General features: G+C 74.3%; 14 protein-coding genes and 1 tRNA gene. 6 read left to right on the top strand and 9 right to left on the bottom strand.

Going from position 1 to position 22,570, the window contains the following annotated elements; translation table 11 throughout:
• The first annotated feature begins 20 nt into the window (after positions 1–20).
• Entirely contained in the window at positions 21–1,223 is a 1,203-nt protein-coding gene (gene lhgO / locus ACFYX4_RS12545) for an L-2-hydroxyglutarate oxidase (protein WP_389330324.1), read from the top strand.
• Between the two features lie 238 nt (positions 1,224–1,461).
• Here lhgO and ACFYX4_RS12540 read toward each other — a convergent pair whose 3' ends face one another.
• The 7 genes from ACFYX4_RS12540 to ACFYX4_RS12510 all read right to left on the bottom strand — a co-directional run bounded on the left by ACFYX4_RS12540 (position 1,462) and on the right by ACFYX4_RS12510 (position 17,621).
• Positions 1,462–2,403 carry an alpha/beta hydrolase fold domain-containing protein gene (locus tag ACFYX4_RS12540; protein WP_389330321.1) on the bottom strand — a complete coding sequence of 314 codons (942 nt, stop codon included), beginning with the start codon at positions 2,401–2,403 and terminating at the stop codon, positions 1,462–1,464.
• A gap of 88 nt (positions 2,404–2,491) precedes the next feature.
• Positions 2,492–3,562 carry a class I SAM-dependent methyltransferase gene (locus ACFYX4_RS12535; protein ID WP_389330318.1) on the bottom strand — a complete coding sequence of 357 codons (1,071 nt, stop codon included), beginning with the start codon at positions 3,560–3,562 and terminating at the stop codon, positions 2,492–2,494.
• Positions 3,562–4,827 (bottom strand): nucleotide disphospho-sugar-binding domain-containing protein, encoded by a 1,266-nt coding sequence (locus ACFYX4_RS12530; protein WP_389330315.1) that lies wholly within the window; start codon positions 4,825–4,827, stop codon positions 3,562–3,564. Before ACFYX4_RS12530 ends, ACFYX4_RS12535 begins: the two co-directional genes overlap by 1 nt.
• Entirely contained in the window at positions 4,824–5,639 is an 816-nt protein-coding gene (locus tag ACFYX4_RS12525; protein WP_389330312.1) for an alpha/beta fold hydrolase, read from the bottom strand. Before ACFYX4_RS12525 ends, ACFYX4_RS12530 begins: the two co-directional genes overlap by 4 nt.
• Positions 5,640–5,641: 2 nt before the next feature.
• A complete protein-coding gene (locus ACFYX4_RS12520; RefSeq protein WP_389331679.1) occupies positions 5,642–5,899 on the bottom strand; it encodes an acyl carrier protein in 258 nt (85 codons plus the stop codon).
• 92 nt (positions 5,900–5,991) lie between these two features.
• Complete coding sequence (locus ACFYX4_RS12515) at positions 5,992–10,509, bottom strand: beta-ketoacyl synthase N-terminal-like domain-containing protein (protein WP_389330309.1); 4,518 nt, start codon at positions 10,507–10,509, stop codon at positions 5,992–5,994.
• Positions 10,510–10,550: 41 nt separating this feature from the next.
• Entirely contained in the window at positions 10,551–17,621 is a 7,071-nt protein-coding gene (locus ACFYX4_RS12510; protein WP_389330306.1) for an SDR family oxidoreductase, read from the bottom strand.
• Positions 17,622–18,354: 733 nt separating this feature from the next.
• On the opposite strand from ACFYX4_RS12510, the gene ACFYX4_RS12505 reads away from it, so the two are divergent.
• Positions 18,355–18,428 (top strand) — tRNA-Pro (locus ACFYX4_RS12505).
• A gap of 158 nt (positions 18,429–18,586) precedes the next feature.
• Here ACFYX4_RS12505 and ACFYX4_RS12500 read toward each other — a convergent pair.
• Positions 18,587–19,240, bottom strand: a complete 654-nt coding sequence (locus ACFYX4_RS12500) for an FMN-dependent NADH-azoreductase (protein WP_389330303.1) — start codon at positions 19,238–19,240, stop codon at positions 18,587–18,589.
• 110 nt (positions 19,241–19,350) lie between these two features.
• Between ACFYX4_RS12500 and ACFYX4_RS12495 the strand changes: the two genes are divergently transcribed.
• Positions 19,351–19,713, top strand: a complete 363-nt coding sequence (locus ACFYX4_RS12495; protein ID WP_389330300.1) for a winged helix-turn-helix transcriptional regulator — start codon at positions 19,351–19,353, stop codon at positions 19,711–19,713.
• 76 nt (positions 19,714–19,789) lie between these two features.
• On the opposite strand, the gene ACFYX4_RS12490 is transcribed toward ACFYX4_RS12495, so the two are convergent.
• On the bottom strand, positions 19,790–20,515 hold the full coding sequence (locus tag ACFYX4_RS12490; protein WP_389330297.1) for a TetR family transcriptional regulator: 726 nt from the start codon (positions 20,513–20,515) through the stop codon (positions 19,790–19,792).
• Positions 20,516–20,544: 29 nt separating this feature from the next.
• On the opposite strand from ACFYX4_RS12490, the gene ACFYX4_RS12485 reads away from it, so the two are divergent.
• From ACFYX4_RS12485 to ACFYX4_RS12475, 3 genes are all read left to right on the top strand, one after another.
• Complete coding sequence (locus ACFYX4_RS12485; RefSeq protein WP_389330294.1) at positions 20,545–21,231, top strand: class II aldolase/adducin family protein; 687 nt, start codon at positions 20,545–20,547, stop codon at positions 21,229–21,231.
• Positions 21,228–22,163 carry a carbohydrate kinase family protein gene (locus ACFYX4_RS12480; RefSeq protein ID WP_389330291.1) on the top strand — a complete coding sequence of 312 codons (936 nt, stop codon included), beginning with the start codon at positions 21,228–21,230 and terminating at the stop codon, positions 22,161–22,163. Before ACFYX4_RS12485 ends, ACFYX4_RS12480 begins: the two co-directional genes overlap by 4 nt.
• Positions 22,164–22,315: 152 nt before the next feature.
• Positions 22,316–22,438 (top strand): putative leader peptide, encoded by a 123-nt coding sequence (locus ACFYX4_RS12475; RefSeq protein WP_389330288.1) that lies wholly within the window; start codon positions 22,316–22,318, stop codon positions 22,436–22,438.
• The last annotated feature ends 132 nt before the right edge of the window (positions 22,439–22,570 follow it).

Genomic DNA, 22,570 nt, shown 5'->3' with positions numbered 1-22,570 from the left:
GGCTGACGAGGGGTATGGCGATGGCTGACGAGACGATCGGCGTCGTCGGCGCCGGAATCGTCGGGCTGGCCACGGCCCGTGAGATCGCGCTGAGCCGGCCCGGAGCCCGGGTCGTGGTCTTCGACAAGGAGCGGGAGGTCGCGCTCCACCAGACCGGCCACAACTCGGGCGTCGTCCACGCCGGCATCTACTACACGCCCGGCAGTCTGAAGGCCGACCTGTGCGTGCGCGGGGTGTCCCTGCTCCGCGAGTACTGCCAGGAGCGGAGGCTGTCGTACCGGGAGATCGGCAAGCTGGTCGTCGCGGTCCGCGAGGACGAACTGGGCCGGATGGAGGCCCTGTTCGAGCGGGCGCGCAACAACCACGTGCCCGACCTGAAGAGGATCTCCCGCGACGAGATCCGGGAGATCGAGCCGCACGCCGGCGGTGTCGCGGCCCTGCACTCCCCGCGCACCGCGATCACCGACTACCCGGCGATCGCCCGCGCCTTCGCGAAGGACGTCGTCGACTCCGGCGGCGAGTTGCGGCTCGGCTTCACCGTGACGGGCGTCACCGGCGTGCCCGGCGGCATCGAGGTCGCGTCCGCGCGGGAACGCGTCCGCGTGGACCGGCTGATCCTGTGCGCGGGCCTCCAGTCCGACACCGTCGCCCGGCTCGCCCGGGACCGGCGCGAGCCGCGCATCGTGCCGTTCCGCGGCGAGTACATGCTGCTCAGGCCGGAACGGGCGGACCTGGTGCGCGGCCTGATCTACCCCGTGCCGGACCCCCGCTACCCGTTCCTCGGGGTCCACTTCACGCCCCGCGTCGACGGCTCGGTGGAGGTCGGCCCCAACGCCGTCCTGGCCCTATCCCGAGAGGGCTACACCCGCGCCCGGATCTCCCCGAGGGACCTCCTCGGCCTCGCCGCCTACCCCGGCGCGTGGCGGATGGCCGCCCGGCACTGGCGCACCGGGATCAAGGAGTACCGCGGCTCGTTCTCCGCGACCGCCTTCATGAGGGACGCCGCGCTCTACGTCCCCGGCGTCGGCGTCCGCGACGTCGTGCGCGGCGGGGCGGGGGTCCGCGCGCAGGCGCTGGACCGGGACGGCGCCCTCCTGGACGACTTCCGCATCCACCACGTGGGCCGCGTCACCGCCGTACGCAACGCACCCTCCCCGGCCGCGACGGCATCCATGGCGATCGCGGAACACATCGCCACCGCTGTCTTCTCGACCGCGCGCTGATCTCCCGCGGGATTCTTTGGGGGGCGAGGGCGTGCCGCCGCGGCGGCCGCCGGGTGGGTGGGGAAGGGGGGCTCCCGGTGGCACCGGCGGACGGGCTCGGCCTTCAGCCGTCGTCTCGGGCTTTCAGGGGGCCGGATTCTCGGGCAGCTCGGGCTCTCTGGCGGGCCGGGCTCAGGTGGGCCGGGTTCTCGGCCGGGCCCGGCTTCAGGTGGGCCGGGCTCTCGGCCGGGCCCGGCTTTCAGGCGGGTCGGGGCTCGGCTGCCTTGCGTATGTGGTGGGCGATCAGGGTGTATACCTCGCGTGCCTTCTTCTCGTCCTCGCCGTCGTAGGCGTGGTCGGCGTCGGCCACGTCGACGTGTTCCGTCAGCGCGCCCGCCTCGCCGAGCCGCGCGGCGTACTGCGCGCCCTCCGCGCGGAGCAGGTCGTGCGCCGCGGTGATCACCAGCGCCGGGGCGATGCCCCGGAGGTCGGCCGTGTCGGACGGGTGGGCGGGCGAGACGAGGCGGTCGGCGCGCAGGGCCGGGTCGGGCACGTACGCGGAGTCGAAGACCGCCGCCATCCAGGGCCGCAGCATCGGCCGGGCGATCGCGGCCCGCTTGTCCTCGGCACGGGTGACGAGGTCCAGCGGCGGATAGTGCAGCACCTGGAGCGCGACGGACGGGCCGCCCTCCTCCAGCGCCTGCCGGGCCACGGCCGCCGCGAGCCCGCCGCCCGCGCTCTGCCCGCCCACGGTGAGCCGGGAGCCGTCCCAGCCCTGCTCCGCGCCGTGCTCGGCGACCCAGCGCACCACCTCGAAGGCCTGCCGGGGCGGCCCGGGGAACGGGAACTGGGGCGCGACCGCGTACTTCACGTTGACGACGACCACGCCGGCCTCGGCGGCGAGGAACCGGCACAGCGCGTCGTCGATCTCCGGCATCGACATCACATAGCCGCCGCCGTGGAAGTTGACGTGCACCGGCGGATCCGGTGTCCCCGCCGCCGGCGCGTACACCGTGACCGGCGCGGGAGCCACCGACGTCGGCACCGTCAACGTCCGCACCTCGCGCGGGAACTCCGGCAGACGCGCGAGCAGGTCCGCCGTCGAGCCGCGCCCGCTCGTGCGGCGCGACGCCAGTGCGGCGACGCGCTGCATGGTTCTGGCGGTGAGTGAGGCCACGGCGGGCCGGCCGAGGAAGGACATCGCGGATCCGATCGTTCGAACCGTATCTCCATCATCAGGTTTCCTGATGATGGACGGGGTGAAGCTAGCACGGCCGGACCCGCCCCCGTCAGTCCCGCCGGGCAACGATCCGGTAGGCGTTGGACACCCCCAGCCGGTGCGCCAGCGGCCGGACCGCGAACCGGTCGAGCAGCGTGCCCGCGATCAGCGCGGGGATCCCGGCGACCAGCAGCGCCCCGCGCAGGACCCGGCGCGCCGCGCTCGGCGGCTCCGGAAGCCAGGGCGCGTCGTCCCGCGGGGCCAGCCGGTCCAGCGACAGCCATACGGCGGCCAGCAGATCCACCGGGTCGTGCGGCTCGCCGTGCTGCTCCGCCACCACCGTGAAGCCCAGGTCGGCGAGGCGCCGCCGCAGGTTGGCGACCGGCACGAAGTGCAGATGCTGCGGCTGGAGCCAGGGCAGCCACCAGCGGCCCAGCAGCCGGGCGTACCGGCTCTCCGGGTCCGGCACCTCGACGATCAGATGCCCGCCGGGGCGGACCGCCTCCCGGGCCGCGCGCAGCTCACGTTCGGGGTCGGTGCTGTGCTCCAGGTAGTGGAACATGCTCACCACGTCGTAACGGCCCGCCAGTTCAGGCGCCAGCACGGGGAAGTCGCCCCGGTAGCCGTGCTCCACCCGGCCCTCCCGCTCGGCGAGTTCGACGCCGTCGGTGAAGTCGAGGCCGTCGAAGACGGTGTCCGGCAGCACCTCGCGCGCCGCCGCGCAGAAGTGGCCGTGCCCGGTCCCGACGTCCAGCCAGGTCTTCGGCCCGGGATCGTGCGGCAGCATCGACTCCGCCCGCCCCCGGTACATCGCGGTGCGCCCGCCGAAGGTGTCGCCGAGCTTCTTCTCGCCGAGCCCGTCGTAGAAGTCCCGGTAGTAGAACGCCAGCCCCTGCGCGCTGAGTCGAGGGTTCTGAAACGTGTGGGCGCACGCCTCGCACCGGTCCAGGACGAAGCGGCCCGGCTTGTGCTGGAGCAGGTCGGTGGTGCGCAGCCGGGTGGTCAGCCGGTCCGATCCGCACCACGGGCAGGTGGTCCGCCGGGGCTCGAAGAAGCGGTCCAGGCCGGCCGACAGGTCGGCCTGGTAGCGGGGGCGCAGTTCCGCGATCCGCTCGGCGGTCCGCTTGCTCTCGTCGCTCATCACAACTCCCTGGCAAGCTCGTCGAGATGGGCCGCGGCGACGGGAGCGCCGCCGGCTGCGCGGAACGCCGAACGGATCCGGCCGGCCGCGGCGCGGGGCCCCGGGTCGTCCAGTACGGCGTCCAGGGCGGCGCCCAGCTTCTGTTCGGTGACCCGGCCGAACCGCACCCGCACCCCGGCGCCCGCGTCCACGACCTGCCCGGCCACGACCGGCTGGTCGTCGCGGATGGGCGCGACGACGAGCGGGACCCCGTGCCACAGCGCCTCGCACACGGTGTTGTGCCCGGCATGGCAGATCACCGCGTCCACCCTTTCCAGCAGGGCGAGTTGGGGGACGGACGGCACGATCAGGACGTCCTTGCCGTCGCGCGCTGCCCGACCGCCGCCGCCCAGGGGATCGGCCCGGGTCCCGTCCAGGGTGCCGCCCGGGTCGACGATCACCCCCTGCACGCGGTCGGCGCGGTCGAGCAGCGCGCGGCGGCACACGTCGAGGAAGCGCCCGCCGACGTCGGCGTTCGCGGTGCCGAGCGTGACCAGCACGGCGGACCGTCCCGGGTCCAGCCACTCCCAGGGGAAGCCGGACGGGGAGGGGCGGGCGGCGATGGAGGGGCCGACCCAGCGGACTCGGTCGTACGGTTCCGTGTCGCGCGCGTCAGCGTTGCCCGGGTCGGTGCTGCCCGGGTCGGCGTTGCGCGGGTCGGTGTCGCGCGGGACCGCCAACTCCGTTGCGCTGAAGGCGAGCACGAGGCGGGGGGAGAACCGGGGATCGGCGTCACCGGCCGGATCGCCGATGGCTTTCCGCAACTCGGCGAGCCGGTCCTCCAGCCACTCGCGGACCTTGGGCAGTCCGGCCAGCGGATCGGTGAACTCCGCCGACGTGGTCGCCGAGGTCGCCCAGGGCACGCCCAGCCGCTCAGCCACCAGCGCGCCCGCGAAGGCCTGTTGGTCGGCCACCACCACGTCCGGCCGGAACGCCTCGACGGCCGCCCGCACCCCGGGCGCCATCGCCTCGGCCAGCGGCAGCAGATACCACTCCCACAGGAACCTGAGCGCCTCAGGCCCGCGCAGCTCCGGCGGCCGGCTCCCTTCCGGCGCTCCCGCACAGGGGAACACCTCGGTCCCGTCGCCCGCGAGCCGTCGGACCAGTGCCGGGTCGGCGCACACCCAGGCCACCCGGTGCCCCAGGGCGTTCAGTTCGGCCGCGACGCCCACGAGCGGATTGATGTGCCCGGTCAACGGCGGTACGACGCACAGGAATCGGCTCACCGGACCTCCGCCGCCCCGGCCGACTCGGTCTCCCGCACCAGTGACAGCACATGCCCGCCCACCGTCCCCGCCGCCTCCACCAGCACCGAGTGCTCATGGCCGGGGATCACCACGGTCCGGCAGTCCGGCAGCACGGCCTCCAGCCACGGGACGAGTTCGGCGAGGTCGGAGTCCGCGCCGTACAAGCCGAGCACCGGGCAGCGCACCGCAGCAATCTGAGCATCCGTCAGCACCCGGCTGGCCGGGATGTCCCGGCCGAGCGTGGTCTCACGGGCCAGGCGGGCCGCGCCCTTGGCCAGCCGGGCGGTGTTGCGATTCCGGTGGGCGGCGATCCAGGCGATCGCCTCGGGCTCGTTGTACACCAGCTCGCTCACCACCCGGCCCAGGATGCCGCCCAGCTTCACCGCCCAAGCGGCGGTGGCCGGTTCGGACTCGATCAGCGTGACGCTCGCCGCCCGCTCCGGACGGCGGGCCGCGTAGCCGAACGCGACGGTGCCGCCGTAGGAGTTGCCGACCAGGTGCACCGGACCGGTGACGGCGAGCCGGTCGAGGAGCGCCTCCAGGTCGTCGACGTTGTCGTCCACCGTGTAGCCCTCGGCGGGGCGTTCGCTGCGGCCGTGGCCGCGCAGGTCGTACATGACGACGTCGAGGCCGGCCGCCGCGAACGCGGGGGCCACGGTGAAGTAGTAGCTCGCCAGGCTGTCGGTGAGCAGGCCGTGGACCAGCACCACGGTGGCGGTCGCGGTACGGCCGCCGCCGGGGCCGATCCTCTGCACGTGCAACCGGACGGCGCCGGTGTCGACCATCGCCATGCTCAGCTCGCCTCCGCGGCCTTGAGCCCGGTGACGACGTACTCGACGAGCCGTCCCACGGTCAGCTCGATGATCTCGTCGAACTCCATCCCGGCCAGGAACTCGGCGAAGTTGATCCGGTCGCCGTACCGCTCCTGGAGCATCCCGGCCAGCGTGACGAGGTCGATGCTCTCCAGCTCCAGATCGCGGTTGAAGGTGGTGTGCATGCCGATCTCGACGTCGTCGAGGCCGTACTCGTCCTCCAGGAGCCGCGCGAGCATGTCCGTGAGATCGGCGAGGACGGCCTCCTCGTCGGGGGTGCGGGGGGCTTCGGGGGTGCCGGGGGCTTCGGGGGTGCGGGGGGTGTGCGAGGTCATCGCTCGTACTCCTTCGCTCGGGCGGGGGACGGCTCGACGGGTCCTGTCGTCCAGGCCACGACGTAGGACCGGTCCGGCAGGGCCGGCGGGTTGGCGACCGGCGCGCAGCGCACGGTGTAGGCGCGTTCCAGGCGGCCCGAGACGGTCAGCCGGCCGCCGTCCGGGTCGGCGTCGAAGACGGCGAAGTCCCTCGGCCGACCGCCGAGTCCGGTGCCCTCCGCCTTGGCGACCGCCTCCTTCGCCGCCCAGAAACGGGTGAACCACAACGCCTCGGAGTCGCCGGTGGACGCCGACAGGCCGTGCAGCAGCCGGAGTTCCTCCGCCCCGAGGGCGTTCGCCAGCGTCTCCGGCGTGCGGTCGGTGACCTCCTCGATGTCGATGCCGGGACCCGGACCGGGCGTGTGGGGCCGGACGATCGCGACCCCGGTCTCGCCTCGGTGCGCGAGCGACACGTCCAGCGCGGGCAGGACCCTGCCGTGCACGCCCGTCACATACGGGCCGCCCGCCGCGTCGTTGAGCACCCGCAGCTCCGCCGGGAAGACGGGGCCCTCACCGTGCTCCCACAGCCACCGGCGCACCGCGTCCTTGACCGCGATCCGGCCCAGCAGCCACTGCCGGCGTCCACGCGGGGGATGCTCGGCGTACTGCGAACGCTCCGCCCCGTTCAGGGAGTTGCGCATGATCAGCTCGCGGGAGGCGAGGTCCGGCCAGCGCTCGTGCAGCAGCGTCCAGCCGCCCGGCCGGACCTCGGACAGCGTGTTGCGCTCCGGGAAGCGCTCGACGGGGCGGGTCGTCGGATCGTTGTCGAAACGGCGGTCCTGCCAGCCGCGCAGCTCCGCCCACACCGTCCCGTCGACCGTCAGCAGGGCGTCGGCCTCCAGGACGGTGTCGGTCAGCGAGGTGATCCGCACCTCGCACACCACCTCCGTGCCCGGCTCGGGATGCGGCCCGTAGAAGCGCATCTCACGCATCCCGACCGGGAACACGACCGTGCGCTCGGCACGGGTCGCCATGATCCAGTAGCCCAGAATCTGACCGACGTTGTCGAGCAGCGCGCCGGGGGCGGACGGCGTCGTGATCACACCCCGCACCTGCCGGTCGCCGATCGCGGTCAGCTCGGTGACGCCCTGGAACGCCGGACCGTGGAACATCCAGCGCTCGTCGTAGAGTTGCGCGGCCGTGTGCTCGGGTACACGCGCGTCGTCGGCGTCGAGCGGCCGGGGCGCGGGCGGTGGGGGCGGGTACGCGGCGGCGACCTCGACGGTGGCGCGGGCGCGGGGGCCGAACGACACCGCCAGCCGGTCCGGGCCCTCGGGGACCACGGTCACCGGGACGTCGACGGCGGGCGTCGCGGTGAGCCACTCCTCGAACCGCGCCCCGTGCACGGCGACCGGCACCAGACCGGGCGCGGCCTCGCCCGCCGCGTCCACGATGTGCCGCACGATCGTCGTCGCCGGGACGACCGGCCACCGGTCGGCCACGTCCGGCCAGCCCGGCCGCTGCGGGAAGAAGCAGTGGTCCAGGAGGTACGGCATGGTCTCGGGGGAGACGCGGACGGTGGAGCGGCGGGAGGTGAGGGGCCGGGGCGGGGCAGGGGCGGTGAGAAGCGCGGCTGCCGTGTCCGCCGTGTCGCGCAGCAGGGCGCTGAGTTCGGCGGCGACGGGGGAGTGGCCGGCCAGGGTGTTCAGGTCGTCCAGGGGAGAGTTGCCCGGGTTGCGGGTGCCGCCCACGAGGGACGGGGCGGACATGACCGCCGGTTCGGTGCGCAACTCGGCTCTGAGCGACGTGAGTTGTGTCGGCGTGAGGGACACCAGGGCGCCGTCCAGATCCAGTCGGACCGGTGGCCGTACGCTGCCGGACCGTTCGGAGGTCCGGGACAGCGCCGGGGCGACCGCCGCCCCCGCCGTCCACAACGCGGTGGCCACCCGGCGGAGTTGGGCCAGGCCCGTACGGCGCGGGGAGTTGGCGGCGACGACGAGGTGATCGCGTCCGCCGAGGGTGTCGTCGACCAGGGAACCGAGCTGTCCCGGTCCGGCCTGGACGAACACCCGATGGCCCGCCGCGTACAGGGCCTCGGCCAACTGCCGGAAGCGGACGGGTTCCAGCAGATGGCGGAGGAACAGGGCGCGGGTCTCGGCCTCGTCGTCGGGGAAGGGCGCGGCGGTCGTCCCCGACCAGACCGGGGTGTGCGGCGGATGCAGCCGGAAGCGCTCGGCGGCCTCCTTGATCGGGCCGAGGTGGGGCTCCAGCATCGGCGTGTGGAAGCCGGATCGGAACGGCAGCGTCTGGCTGAGCACGCCCCGGGCGCGGAACGCCCTTACGAAGGCGTCGACCGCCGGCTCCGGGCCGCACACCATCGACTGGCTGGGCGCGTTGTCGTGGGAGAGCACGATTCCGGCCTCGCCCCAGCCCTCGTCGCGCAGGGCGGCCGTCACCCGCTCGGCGGACGCGCCGATCGCGCCGAAGGCGACCCCCGGCACGGTCAGCGCGTCCGGGTCGAACGCCGCCATGAACGCGTCGACCTCGTCCCCCGCGTACAGTCCGCCCGTGGCCATCGCCGTCCACTCGCCCACGCTGTGCCCGGCGACCGCGTCCGGCACGATCCCCGTCCGGCGCAGGGCGGCGTCGAGGAGCCGGCCGACGGCGACGACGCCGAGTCCGTGCAGTCCGAGGCCGATGTCGCCGACCGGCTCCTCGGCCACGGGGAGCGGGGGCAGACCGAAGTGCGCGGCGACGTCGTCCACGCGGGGGGTGAACTCGCCCTCCAGGCCGGGGAAGAGGAACGCGAGCTTGCCGTGGCCGCCGCCGAGCAGGGGGTCCGGGCGGAACCAGACGTCGCTGCGGCCGTGCCAGGCGCGCCCTTTGGCGACGGCCCGGCGGGCCAGGGCGAGCCGCTTGGCGGTCGGGTCGACGATGCCGAGCCGGGCCGCGCCCGCCGTCGGGTGGGGGAGGGCGGGGTCCAGTCCCGCGGCCCGTACGGTGTCGTCGTCGGCGTCGAGCAGGGCGGCCAGCCGCTCCGGGGAGCCGGCGGCGAGGAGGAGGACGTGCTCCGGTTCGGTCACCCGCGCGACCGCCGTCGGGCGTGATCGTGCACCCGGCGCCTCCTCCAGGACCACGTGCGCGTTGATCCCGCCGAACCCGAACGCGTTGACCGCCGCCCGGCGCACCGGCTGTTCGTCGGTGGTCTCCCACGGTTCCGCCTTCTCCAGCGTGCGGAAGCGGGTGCGGGCCAGGGCGGGGTGCGGGTCGTCGCAGTGCAGGGTGGGCAGCAGCGTCGCGTGGTGCACGGCGAGCGCCGCCTTGATCAGACCGGCCACTCCGGCGGCCGGCATGGTGTGCCCGATCATGGACTTGACCGAGCCGAGGACGGCTGTGGCGGCGGTGAGTGCGTGATCCGGCCCGAACACCTCGGCCAGGGTGGTCAGTTCGGCGCCGTCCCCGGCCGGGGTGGCGGTGCCGTGGGCCTCCAGCAAACCGACCGAGCCCGGCGCGGCCGGGTCGAGACCGGCGGCCCGCCACGCCTGCCGCACCGCCTGCGCCTGACCCCCGGGATCGGGGTTGACCAGCCCGGCCGCCCGGCCGTCGCTCGCCACCCCGGTGCCCCGGATCACGGCGTAGACCCGGTCGCCGTCGCGCTCGGCGTCGGCCAGCCGCTTGAGGACGACGACGCCCGTGCCCTCGCCGATCAGGATGCCGTCGGCGTCCCGGTGGAAGGGGCGGATGCGCTGGCTGGGGGAGAGGGCGCGCAGTTGGGAGAAGACGCTCCACAGGGTGATGTCGTGGCAGTGGTGGACGCCGCCCGCGAGCATCAAGTCGCAGCGCCCGGAAGCCAGTTCGCCCACCGCTTGGTCGACGGCGACGAGCGACGAGGCGCAGGCCGCGTCCACGGTGTACGCCGGGCCGCGCAGGTCGAGCCGGTTGGCTACCCGGGAGGCGGCCAGGTTGGGCACCAGGCCGATCGCCGACTCGGGACTGTCGGGCCCGAGACGGTCCGTGAACGCCTCCCGCACCCGGTCGAGTTGCGCGCCCGTCAAATGCGGAAGCAACTCGCCCAGAGTCCGCGTGAGTTGGTTCGCGGTCCGCACCCGCTGGTCGAGTCGGACCAGGCCCGGGGTCAGATAGCCGCCCCGGCCGAGGACGACGCCGACGCGCGCCCGGTCGGGGAGGCGGTCCGTGCCGCCCGCGTCGGCGAGAGCGGCCTCCGCCACGTGCAGGGCGATCAGCTGGTCCGGCTCGGTCCCGGCGACCGAGTTCGGCATGATCCCGAACCGGGTGACCTCGACCTCGGCCAGCCCGTCCACGAACCCGCCCCGCCGGGCGTACACCCGGTCCGCCACGGCCGGTTCGGCGGCGCTGCCGGGCCGGTAGTAGTCGGCGTCCCAACGCCCCTCCGGCACCTCGCCGATCGCGTCCACGCCGTCCCGCAGGTTCCGCCAGTAGCCGTCCAGGTCGGCGGCGCCCGGCAGCAGCACCGCCATCCCCACGATCGCCACCGGCGTCTGACGTTCTGTCATGCCGCTCGGCTGTCGGTGGTCCGGCGGGCTCACCGCGGCCGTCACCAGCCCGAGGCGGTGTAGACGACGGCGGTCGCGGACTCCTCGCCCCAGGCCAGCTCCCGCAGCAGCGCCGCCGTCCCCTCCTCGGGGTCGATCAGCCGGATGCCGCGCCGCGCGTACTCACGGGCCAACTCCGCGCCCACCATGCCGGAATGACCGGCCGACGGCGCCCACGGGCCCCAGTGCACGGTCAGCGCCCGGTGCCCGGTCCGGGCGGCGAAGGCCGCGCCGAGCGTCTCCAGCGCGTCGTTGGCCGCCGCGTAGTCGACCTGGCCCCGGTTGCCGAGGACGGCGGAGACACTGCCGAACAACACTGTGAACGCGGGCCGGGCAGGCAGCTCCTCCAGCGCCGTGAGCAGGGCGTCCGCACCGGTGGCCTTCGTGCCGTAGACGCGCTGGAAGGACTCCACGCTCTTCTCCGCGATCAGCCGGTCCTCGATCACGCCGGCCGCGTGGACCACGCCGTCGAGCCGGCCGTGCTCGGCGTGGATCTCCTTGATCGCCTGGACCACCGCCTCGGGCTCCCGGAAGTCGACCGAGCGGTAGCGCACCCGGCTGCCGAGTGCGGTGAGTTCCTCCAGCGTCGCGGTGATCTCCCTTTGCGCCAGCAGGAGTTCGGCGGCGCGGTTGATCTCGGCCGGTTTCAGCCCGCCCCGGGCGGCGAGCGCCGCGCGCAGCGCGGTGGGCGTGCGGGCGGCGGCGGTGTCCGCGTCCTCCGGGCCGTCCGGCGCGGGCGTCCGGCCGAGCAGCTCCAGCCGGCAGCGGGCCGCTCCGGCGAGGGCGACGGCGAACTGCGCGGTGATGCCCCGCGCCCCGCCCGCCAGCACCACCACCGAGTCGCGGTCCAGGCCGAGCGCGGCGGCCTCGGCCGCCCCGTCCCCGGCCGGCCCCGCGCCGGTGCTGCCGAGCGCGCCGAGCGGCGCTTCGGCCAGCTCGAACCCGTACCGCCCGGCCGCCGTCCGCAGCACGACCGGCGTACGGTCGGCGGCGGCGGCCTCCGCGACGACGGCGTGTGCGACGGCCCCCGGTGAGACGTCCGCGAGGTCGACGACCCGGGCCGCCGTCTGCGGATACTCGCGCGCCACGGTACGGAACAGCCCGTGCAGGCCCGCGGCCCGCGCGTCCCCCTCGGCGGGACGCACGGCCAGCAGCCACCGCGGGGACCGGGCCAGGGCCGCCTTCAGCACCGGGAACGCGTCCGGCAGCACCGGGGTGTCGCCGCCGCCGAGCGCACCGAGGTAAAGCACGCCGTCCACCGGCCCGTCCGACTCCGACAGCACATGATCCCGGCCGCGCACGACGACCTCGGCCCCCAACGCCTCGATATGGGCGACGACTTCGGGAGCGTCCCCGAGAACGGCCCAGCGGGTGCCGGGGAGCACCGACGACGGATCGCCGGAGGCTTCCTGCTCGTCGAGGAGGACGGGCCGCAGGACGTGCCGCCGGGGCGGCTCGCCGGTCACCTCGTCGCCGCTCGCCTCGTCGCCGGTCGCCTCCGCGACGGCCGGCGTCGGCGGGGACGGCTCGGGCGGCGCTCCGAGCCGCGCCGTCAGCCAGTCGGTCACCGCCGCGGCCGTACGCGCCTTCGCCAGCTCCTCCAACTCCTCGTCACCCAGGGCGGTCAGGTCCGCGCCGCCTCCTCCGCCAAGGCGCTTCGCCAGCTCACCGGCGATCTCGGCGCGCTTGATGGAGTCGATGCTGAGGTCCGCCTCCAGATCGAGGTCGGGCTCGATCATGTCGACGGGGTATCCGGTGCGCTCGCTGATGATCTCCAGCACCGTCTGCTGGACGTCGACAGGCCCGGAAGCCGTCTCCTCGACGGGAAGCGGTTCGACGGACGGTGTCCGCGGCACGGGTGGCGTGGACGGCGCGGGCGGCGCGGGCGCTTCCAGGGGCAGTGGGGTCGGCGCGGGCGTCGGCATGGACGTGTGTGCGGGGGTGGGCGGTCCGGCCACGGCGGGCACCGTCGCGCCCGGCGTCGCTCCGAAGTAGGTGAGCAGCACGTCCCGTTGGGCGGCGATCATCTCCCGGCTGGTGCGCAGGAACTCGGAGACGAGCGCGTCCCGGTCGGACGGGACGCCGTGCGGGGGGTTGGTCGTCACAGTCGTCACGGTCCTTTCGGCGGGGTCCACGACATCGACGGGGGCGGCGACGCGTCGGGCCGGCGCGAGCGCACCGGGGAGGAGGGCGCCGGCGGCGGTACGGACGAGCTGCCCGTCCACCGTCCAGCCGGGCCGCTTCGGCGCGGGCGTGCGCACGGCGTCGACGGCGTCACGGCCGCGCAGCAGCCCGCCGGTGCGCACCGGCAGCCCGGCGACGGCGAGCCGGGCGAGGGCGTCGAGCCAGCCGCGCAGCCCGTCGCCGGGGCGGGGCTCGCAGGCGACCGTGGTGTGCGGCCGGTCGCCGAGGATCCGCCCGACCAGCCGGGTCAGCACCGACCCGGGGCCCGCCTCGACGAAGACGCGCGCGCCCGCCTCGTACATCGACTCGATCTGCTCGACGAAGGCGACCGGAGCGCCGATCTGGGCGGCCAACTCGGCGCGCACCGCGTGCGCTTCGGGGGCGTACGGGGCGGCCGTGCGGTTGGACCACACCGGGAACTCGGGCGCGTGGAACGGGCGTTCGGCCAGCGCCGCCGCGAAGCGGTCCCCGGCGCCGGCGACCAGCGGGCTGTGGAAGGCACAGGCCACGGGGATGCGCTTGGCCCCGAGGCCCGCCTCGCGCAGCAGCCGCACCGCCTCGGCGACCGCCTCCGACGGTCCCGAGATCACCGTCTGGTCCGGCGAGTTGCGGTTGGCGACGACCACCGTGTCCGGCGCTCCGGCCGCCTTCAGGGCCTCGGCGACGCTGTCCGCGCCGGCCGAGACGGCGGCCATCGTCCCGGGATCGTCCCCGTGCTTCCGGGCGGCATCGAGGATCGCCGCCGCCCGTTCGGAGCTGAGCCGCAGCAGCGTCTCGGGGGAGAGGGCCCCGGCCGCGCACAGGGCGACCAGCTCGCCGTAGCTGTGCCCGGCGGCCATGTCCGGCCGTACCCCGGCGCCGGTGAGCACGGCGTACGCGGCGAGCCCGGCGATCCCGAGAGCGGGCTGCGCCACCCGGGTGTCGGTCAGGGCCGCCTGCTGCCGGTCGCGCGCGGCGTCGTCGAAGGCGGCCGGGGGGAACAGCGCGTCGGCGTGGTCGCGGCCCAACTCCAGGTAGGCGCGCAACTCGGGGAAGAACACGAAGAGATCGGCCAGCATCCCGGCCCGCTGGCTGCCCTGACCGGGGAAGAGGAAGGCGACCTTGCCGGGGGACGGGGTCGTGCCAGCGTTCGGGTCCGTTGCCGGATCCGCAGTCGGACCCGCGGTCGGATCCGCAGTCGGGTCGGCTGTCGTGATCGCCCGGTGGATCCCGGCCGCCGCGGGCCCGCCGCCCGCGTCCGAACCAGCCGCCACCGTCCGCAACTTCGTCACCAGATCGTCCACATCGGTGGCCACGACCGCCACTCGCACCGGGTCCCCGCTCGCGTCGGAGCGGCGGGCCGCCCCGAGCGCCAGGTCTTGCAGCCGCCAGGGGCTGCCCTCCGCCTCGGCGGTCTTCAGCAGCTCCGCCACCGCCCGCAGGGCCGCCCGCTCGTCCCGGCCGCGGAAGAGGAACAGCTCGGCGGGCCAGGCGTCCACCGCCCGAGCCGGCGGCACGCCGTCGCCGTGAGCGCTCAGCACGACATGGAAGTTGGTGCCGCCGAAACCGAACGCGCTGACCCCCGCGAGGCGTTCGGCGGCCGGCGTCGCCCAGGGGCGGGCCTCGGTGTGGAAGGCGAACGGGCTGCCGTCCGCGTCCCAGGCCGCGTTGGGCGTCTCGACGTGCAGCGTGGGCGGCCGTACGCCGGTGTGCAGCGCCAGCAGCGTCTTGATCATCCCGGCCAGTCCCGCGGCGCACTTCGTGTGCCCGATCTGCGACTTCACCGAGCCGATCGCACAACCGCCGCTCCGCGCCCCGGCCTCGGCGAACACCTCGCTCAGGACGCGGAGTTCGGTGCGGTCGCCGACCACGGTGCCCGTGCCGTGCGCCTCCACGAGCCCGACGTCGGCCGGTGACACGCCCGCGTTGCGGTAGGCCCGCTCCAGGGCCGTGCGCTGTCCTTCGGGGCGGGGCGCGGTCAGACCGAGGGAGCGCCCGTCGCTGGAAGCGCCGAGTCCCTTGACCACGCCGTAGATCCGGTCGCCGTCGCGCTCGGCGTCCGCGAGCCGCTTCAGGACGAGGCAGGCCACGCCCTCACCGAGCGCGATGCCGTCGGCCGAGCCGTCGAAGGCGCGGGAGCGGCCGGTGGGGGACAGGGCGTGGACGGACGAGAAGAGGACGTAGTCGTTGATGCCGTTGTGCAGGTCCGCGCCCCCGCACAGCACCACGTCGCTGGTGCCGCCGACGAGTTCCTTGCAGGCCACGTCGACCGCGGCGAGCGAGGAGGCGCAGGCGGCGTCGACGGTGTAGTTCGCGCCGCCGAGGTCGAGCCGGTTGGCGATCCGTCCGGAGATCACGTTGGCGAGCATCCCGGGGAAGGAGTCCTCGGTCAGCTGCGGGAGCTGCTCGTCCAGGCCCGGCGGGACCTCGCCGTAGTAGGAGGGCAGCACGGCCCGCAGCGTGGCCGCGTTGGACAGGTCGCTGCCCGCCTCCGCGCCGAACACCACCGAGGTGCGGGAGCGGTCGAACTCCCGCCCCCCGTCGCCGTATCCGGCGTCCTCCAGGGCGCGCCGGGCGGCCTCCAGGGACAGCAGCTGGACCGGCTCGACGGAGCCGAGGGACGCGGGCGGGATGCCGTAGCGCAGCGGGTCGAAGGGGATCGGCGGCAGGAAGCCGCCCCACTTCGACGGCGTGGACCGTCCGTGGTGGACGGCCGGGTCCCAGCGCTCCGGCGGGACCTCGGTGACGGCGTCGCGCCCGCCGACGACGTTCGCCCAGAAGGCGGCCAGGTCGGGGGCCTGCGGAAACATGCAGGCCATGCCGACGACAGCGATGTCGAGGGGCGTGGGCGCCGCGGCCTGCGGGGACGCGTGGTCGTCGCTCAGCTCGGCGGCCCGCCGGGTGAGGAACTCGGCGGCTCCGGTCGTCACCGAAGCGTGGAGCGCCGCGACCGTGGTGGTGGCCGACCGCAGCACGGCGACCTCCCCGGCCATGAACATCCCCTCGGCGAACTGCCGTTGCTCGTCCACGGGTACGAGCGCGCCGTCCGCCGCACGGGTCACGCCCTTGCTGGCGACCCGCAGCCGGCCCACGTTGAGCCGCTCCAGCTCCTCCCAGATCCGGCGGTCCGGCACGCCCTCCGCGCGCAGCCGGGCCTCCTCCTCCCGGTATCCGGCCGCGAACGGGCTGGGCACACAGCGCGTGGCGTGACCGGGCGCCGACTCCAGCAACGCGGTGCCCTCAGCCGCCAGGACCTGCCGCTGGAAGAGCGGCCGGATCGCGCCGTGCGCCACCGCCTCCTCGGTGAACAAGTAGGCGGTTCCCATCAGGACGCCGACGGCCACCCCGCGCGCGGTCAGCGGCGCGGCGAGCGCGGCGACCATCGCCGCCGAGCGCTCGTCGTGCACGCCGCCCGCGAAGAACACCTCGACACCGGTGGCGTCGCCGCCGTCGAACCAGTCCTCCAGCACCGCGAGTTGCGCCTCCCACAGCGGGAAGCTGCCGCGCGGTCCGACGTGGCCGCCGCACTCCGACCCCTCGAAGACGAAGCGCCGCGCCCCCGCCTCCAGGAACTGCCGCAGCAGCCCCGGCGAGGGCACGTGCAGAAACGTCCGGACGCCGTCCCGCTCCAGCGCCTGCGCCTGCGACGGCCGCCCGCCGGCGATGATCGCGTGCGTCGGCCGCAGCTCCCGTACGGCCTCCAACTGGGCCGCCCGCACGTCCTCCGGGGCGAAACCGAGCACGCCCACGCCCCACGGCCGCCCGGCCACCGCCTCCCGGGTCTCGGCCAGCATCGCCCGCGCGCGCCCGCCGTCCGCCAGCGCCAGCGCGAGGAACGGCAGCGCCCCGTCCTGCGCGACCGCCGCGGCGAACTCCGCCCCGTCGCTGACCCGCGTCATCGGACCCTGCGCCACCGGCAGCCGGGTGCCGAGCGCCCGGCCCATCGGGGACTCCGCCCCCAGCGCCCGTACGGCACCGTCGTCGCGTACGGCGTCCCGCACCGCGACCTTCAACTCCCGTACCGTGCAACGCACATCACCCCATCGGTCAGCAAACCGAGCGGCCAGGAAGCCGTCCTGACCGACCGGCAGCAACTGGGTGCGCGCGTCCTGAGCGCCGAGCAGGGCGGCCACCGCCGCCCGGGAGGCGTCCTCGGGGACGTGCGGGGTGTCCGGGCCCCGGCGCAGGAGGACCCGGTGACCGGCCAGCACGACGGTCTCCGAGCCGTCCAGGGTGCGCAACGCGGCGGCCGCGGCCTCGGGCAGCGCCGACTCGGCCAGCAGCGCGAGCTGCCCGTCCAGGACGACCCCGGCCGCCCCGCCGGCCACCGCGGCGGCGGCCGTGCGCGGGCCGATGCCGCCGCACGCCCACACCGGGAGCGTCAACTCGTCGTCCGACAGCAGCTGTTGGAGCAGCACGAACGTGCTCAGCTCGCCGATCCGGCCGCCGCACTCGGCGCCCCGGGCGATCAGGCCGTGGGCCCCTGAGCGGGCCGCCTCCCGCGCGCCCTCCAGATCGGTGACCTCCGCCAGCACGCGGTACCGGCCTGCGAGCTCGCGGACCTGCCAGGGCGCGTCGACGGCGAGGACGACGGTGTGCGGGGCGTGGAGCCCGGGTTCGTCGGCTTCGAGGTCTGCCGGCGACAGTCGGCAGGCGGGGCCGACCCGGACGCCGTACCCCGAGCGGGCACTGTCGCTGTCGCTCTTGCCGTTGCCGTTGCCGTTGTCGTTCCGGGCCGGGAAGGCGCGGCGCAGCCGGGTCAGCGCCTCGCGCGTCCTTCGGTCCCCCGCGCCCAGGTCGAGTACGCCCAGCCCGCCGGCCCGACAGACGGCCAGGGCGAGACCGGCATCGGGTTCGCCGAACGGAGTGATGCCGATGATCATGTCCTCGGAGCGCACAGTGGACGTCATGATTCTCCGAATCAACGGTGAAACTGCACGGTGGGGGTTCGGGACAGCAAAGGCGGCACACCGGATTCCAGCGGGCACGGGATCACCGCGGAACGCCGACTAAAGCGCATGCTTCGAAACGTGGTGAAAGGTAGTGCCGTTATTACTCGCCGGTCAACGTTTGAACGAACGGCCGGTATCCGGCCGGTTCGATTCGGTCAGGCGCGGGGCGCGGCCAGGGCGTAGGAAAACGGATCAATTGCTGTGCGGCGACGATCACGTTCATCGTCGGCTCACGCCGTGGAAACATGAACGGGCGAAGGAAATGGGTTCCTTGGGGCCGCATGTCCGAAACGGGAGCCCTATTTCCGGCTCCGCGTGGACGGCGGGGAAATTCTGTGTGTCGGCACAGGAGTGACCGGGAAGGCATTGTTGACGTGACCGCCCGTACCGCTGGTATCCGCGTGCGGCCGGCCGGGGCCTCGGCATGAGGTCGGCACGGCGTGGGCAGGTGCGGGCAAGTGTGTCCGGAGCCGGTTCGTGGACACGCACTTGACGCGGTCCGGTCGGCCGCGAAAACTGGCGTGACCACGCAGCCAAGCCGGTCCTCGGGAGGTCGTCGACCGGCTTGGCTGCGTGGTTCGCGGACGGAGAGCGCGGCGAGCCGGGCTCCCGCCGGGCCCGGAGTCGGGCACCGGTGCGTTTGCGGTAGGGTTTACCTGCGTGTTCCCGCACTTCGACGGTGGGAGCGCGACGGGACGTGGCGCAGCTTGGTAGCGCACTTGACTGGGGGTCAAGGGGTCGCAGGTTCAAATCCTGTCGTCCCGACCGGGATTCATCCTGGATCGGAGGCCGTCTTCTCGAACGAGGAGGCGGCCTTTGCCGTTTGTCCGCCCGTTGTCCGCCCGTTGTCCGCCCGCGTTCGCGGGCTGGTACCGGCCCGTGTTCGGACGCGCCGTGACGGCCCGGTGCCCGCCGGGGCGTCGTTACGCGGCGGCGTTCCGTGCGGCGGCCTTGCCCTTGGCGTCGGCGTCCTCGTGCGCCCTGGCCTTGGACGCGTCGGCGAGCGGGATCAGCTCGGCCATCGCCGGGTTGGCGTGCGCCATGGTCAGCTCCGGCACGATGAAGTCGACCTCCAGGCCCAGCATGTCGCCCAGGATCGCCGCCAGGTAGTTCTGCACGTACTCGTAGCCCTCGCGCGGCGTGCCCGGGGCGTAGGAACCGCCGCGGCTGGCCACGACGTAGACCGGGGTGCCCTTCGCCGGGAGTTCGGGGACGCCCGCGGTGCGGCCCATCAGGATCACCTGGTCGAGCCAGGCCTTGAGGGTGGACGGGATCGTGAAGTTGTACATCGGGGCGCCGATCAGCACGGCGTCCGCGTTCTCCAGTTCCTCGATCAGGCGCAGCCGTGCGGCGAAGGCTTCCGCCTGCTCGGGGGAGTGGTCGGCGGGATCGCTGAAACCGGCCGCCGCGGCGAGGGCGTCCAGGTGCGGCACCGGGTCCACGGCGAGGTCGCGGTACACCACGGTGCCGTCGGGGTGCTGCTCCTCCCACGCCTTGCGGAAGGCGGCGGTGACGGAGCGGGAAGAGGAAGCGGACTCGGGCCAGAGGGAGGAGTCCAGGTGGAGCAGGGTGGCCATGACGGTCTCCAAGAGGGAGGGAGGGCGGGCTGCCATTCCGTGTGTACCTATTGATAACACAGGGACTTACTTTTTTTCAGCAGCAAGGATCGTCACAGTACACTGGGCGCATGACGGAAGCGGTCCCCGAGCCCTGCAAGACGGTCGACGCGGCGATCACGCGCGTCTTCGTGCTGCTGGGCAAGCGGTGGACCGGCCTGATCGTGGCCGTGCTGATGGAACGCCCGGTGCACTTCACCGACCTGCGCCGCGCCATCCCCGGCATCAGCGAACGCATGCTCTCCGACCGGCTGGCCGAACTGGGCGCGGCGGGACTCGTCCTGCGCGAGGTCGACGAGGGCCCCCCGCTCCGCGTCTCGTACCGCCTCACGGAAGCCGGCGCGGCCCTGGACCCCGCACTGCGAGAGCTGTCCGCCTGGGCGGAAAAACACCTGCCGGAAGCGGAACACGGCAGGGGGCAGTGCGGACGCTGAGCCACGGGGGGACGGTGGCGCGGTGCCTCCGGTCTCGCGGACGCGCCCCCGGGTGACACAGACGCGTCCCCGGGTGTCAGGGACGCGCCCCCGGGCCGCCGTAGCCGCGCGCCGCCGCGTCGCCCGTCAGTCCTGGCTGGTGTCGTGAGGTGATCGCGGTCAGGTAGCCCCGCAGCATCACCTTCGCCTCGTTCAGGATGTCCTCGTCGCCCGACGCGTCCCGGCGGAACGCCTCCTGGGCGAGGGCGTCCGCCGTGAGGGTCGCCGCGTGGCAGGAGCGGGCGAGGGGCTCGTCGTCGGCGGCCGCGTCCAGGGCGAGCAGGACGCGGCGGACGCCGTCGGCCATCCGGCGTTTGTGCTCGCGGTCGGCGGCCCGCGTCCGCTCGGTCAGCCCGCTGCCGAACCACAGCGCGCGGAAGCCGTGTTCGCTCCGGTAGATCCCGGCGAACGCGTCGACGAGCACGCCGACCGGGTCCTCCCACCGCTCGGCCGCCGCCACCCGCACCAACTCGTCCATGGCCGCTTCCAGCCGGGCGAAGTACCCCGCCGCGAGCGCGTCGATGATCGCGTTCCGGTCGGGCAGGTACTGGTACAGCGAGCCCACCGACACCTTCGCCTCGGCCGCCACCCGCGTCGTCGTGAGCGCCTCGACGCCCTCCTCCACCAGCACCCGCTCGGCCGCCGCCAGCACCCGCGCCAGCCGCGCCCTGCTCCGCGCCTGCCGGGGCGTACGGCGCAGGGAAGCGCCGCCCGGATCCGCCTCGGTCTGGCCCACGGTCGCCTCCGAACATGAACGTGACATTGTTTCACCTTTACGCTACCGTCGCGCCCATGACCGACTCAAGCTCCGCGCTGGGTCAGGAGCGGGCCGCCGTGGCCGACGCCTGCCGGCGCCTGGGGGCCGAGGGCCTCCTCATCGGCACGGCCGGGAACGTCAGCGCACGGGTGGGGGAGCGGGTCGCGATCACCGCGACCGGAGCGGTCCTCGCCGAGCTGACCCCGGACCAGGTGACCGTCGTCGACCTGGACGGGAAGATCGTGGCGGGCGCCCTGGAGCCGACCTCGGAACTGGAGCTGCACCTCGGCGTCTACCGCCGGCACGGCGCCGGCGCGGTCGTCCACACCCACGCCCCGATGGCCACCGCCGTCTCCTGCGTCCTCGACGAACTGCCCTGCATCCACTATCAGTTGCTCGCCCTCGGCGGCACGGTGCGCGTCGCGCCGTACGCCACCTTCGGCACCCCGGAACTCGCCGAGTCCGTGCTCGACGCGCTCGACGGCCGCAGCGCCGCCCTCATGGCGAACCACGGCGCGATCACCCACGCCCCGACCCTCGACAAGGCCGTCGAGCACGCCCTGCTCCTCGAATGGGCCTGCGGCGTCTACCAGCGCGCCGCCGCCATGGGCAGCCCCCGCGTCCTCGACGAGCGGCAGCAGCTCGCGGTGATCGAGGCCGCGCTCGCCCGCGGCTACGGCACCACCCGACCCGTACCACCCGCGCAGGAGGGAAACCGATGAACGTCGTCACGATGGGCGTGCACGTCCTGGACGTACTGGTGCGGCCGGTGGAGGCCATACCCGAGGGCCAGGGCGCGACCCTGGTCGACGACATCCGGATGACCGCCGCCGGGACGGCCGGCGGCACCGCCCTCACCCTGGCCAAACTCGGCGCGTCGGTCCGCGGCGCGGGCGCGATCGGCGCCGACCCCACCGGCGACATGCTCGTCCAGCTCCTCCAACGCGCCGGAGTCGACACCGAGTTCCTCGTCCGCCGCGCCGACACCCCCACCTCCGCCAGCGTGTTGCCGATCCGGCCCAACGGCGACCGGCCCTCCCTGCACCTGCTCGGCGCGAACATCACCTACGGCCTCGACGACGTCCCCTGGGACGCCGTCGCCGAGGCGACTCACCTCCACCTCGGCGGGCCCGAGTTGATCGGCGTCGACGTCGCCGCGCGTATCCTGGCGTTCGCCAAGGAGCACGACACGGTCACCTCCGTCGACCTGCTCGCCCCCGGTGTGCTCGGGAGCTTCGAGCAGATCGAGGCCGCGCTGCCCCACATCGACCACCTGCTGCCCAACGAGGACCAGGTGCTCGGCTTCTCCGGCGAGCCGGACCTCGCCGCCGGCGTGCGCAAGCTGCTCGGCGCGGGCGCCGGCGTCGTCGCGGTGACCCGGGGCGGCGAGGGCGCGCTCGTCGCGACCGCCGAAGGCAGCGAGACCGTTCCCGCGTTCGCCGTCGACGTCGTCGACACCACCGGCTGCGGAGACGCGTTCTCGGCGGGCTACCTGCGGGGAGTGTCCCTCGGCCGCACCCCCGCCGAGGCCGCCGTACTGGGCTGCGCGGCGGCGGCCCTGGTCGCCCAGGGCCTCGGCAGCGACCACGGCGACTTCGACCTCGCCGCGACCGACGCCTTCGCGAAGGACCACGAGACCCACCCCGCGAGCTGAGCCGGCCTCACCGGCCCGACGGCACGCGCGCACCCCCGGCCCGGCGGCCCTGCCGCCGGGCCGCCGCGTTCAGCCCGTGGACGCCCCCTTGACGGCGGTAGGGAGGCGATCGACACTCGGAGCGAGGAATCCTAGTGAACAGGTAGGGAAACATGGGGCGCCTTGAGCCGGTCACCCGTCGCGTGAGCCGCACGGCATGGTCGTCGCCCCTTCTCACCTCCCGCCGTCACATCGATCTGCTGCGCGTCGCCAGCGCCATCGGACCCATGGGCTGACCCGGCCCGCCACTCCGCGCGCGCCGACCCGTCGCCTCCCCGTTATGTTTTCCGCGGTCCTGCAAGAGGGCCGCTGGCCTCCGGGCCCGGCATGACTGTGTCCCCCTGTCGAACGGATGACCTGGGGGGTGG

The organism is Streptomyces sp. NPDC002328, assembly GCF_042890065.1.
Taxonomy (GTDB): Bacteria; Actinomycetota; Actinomycetes; order Streptomycetales; family Streptomycetaceae; genus Streptomyces.
This window is presented reverse-complemented; position numbering and strand designations above follow the sequence as displayed.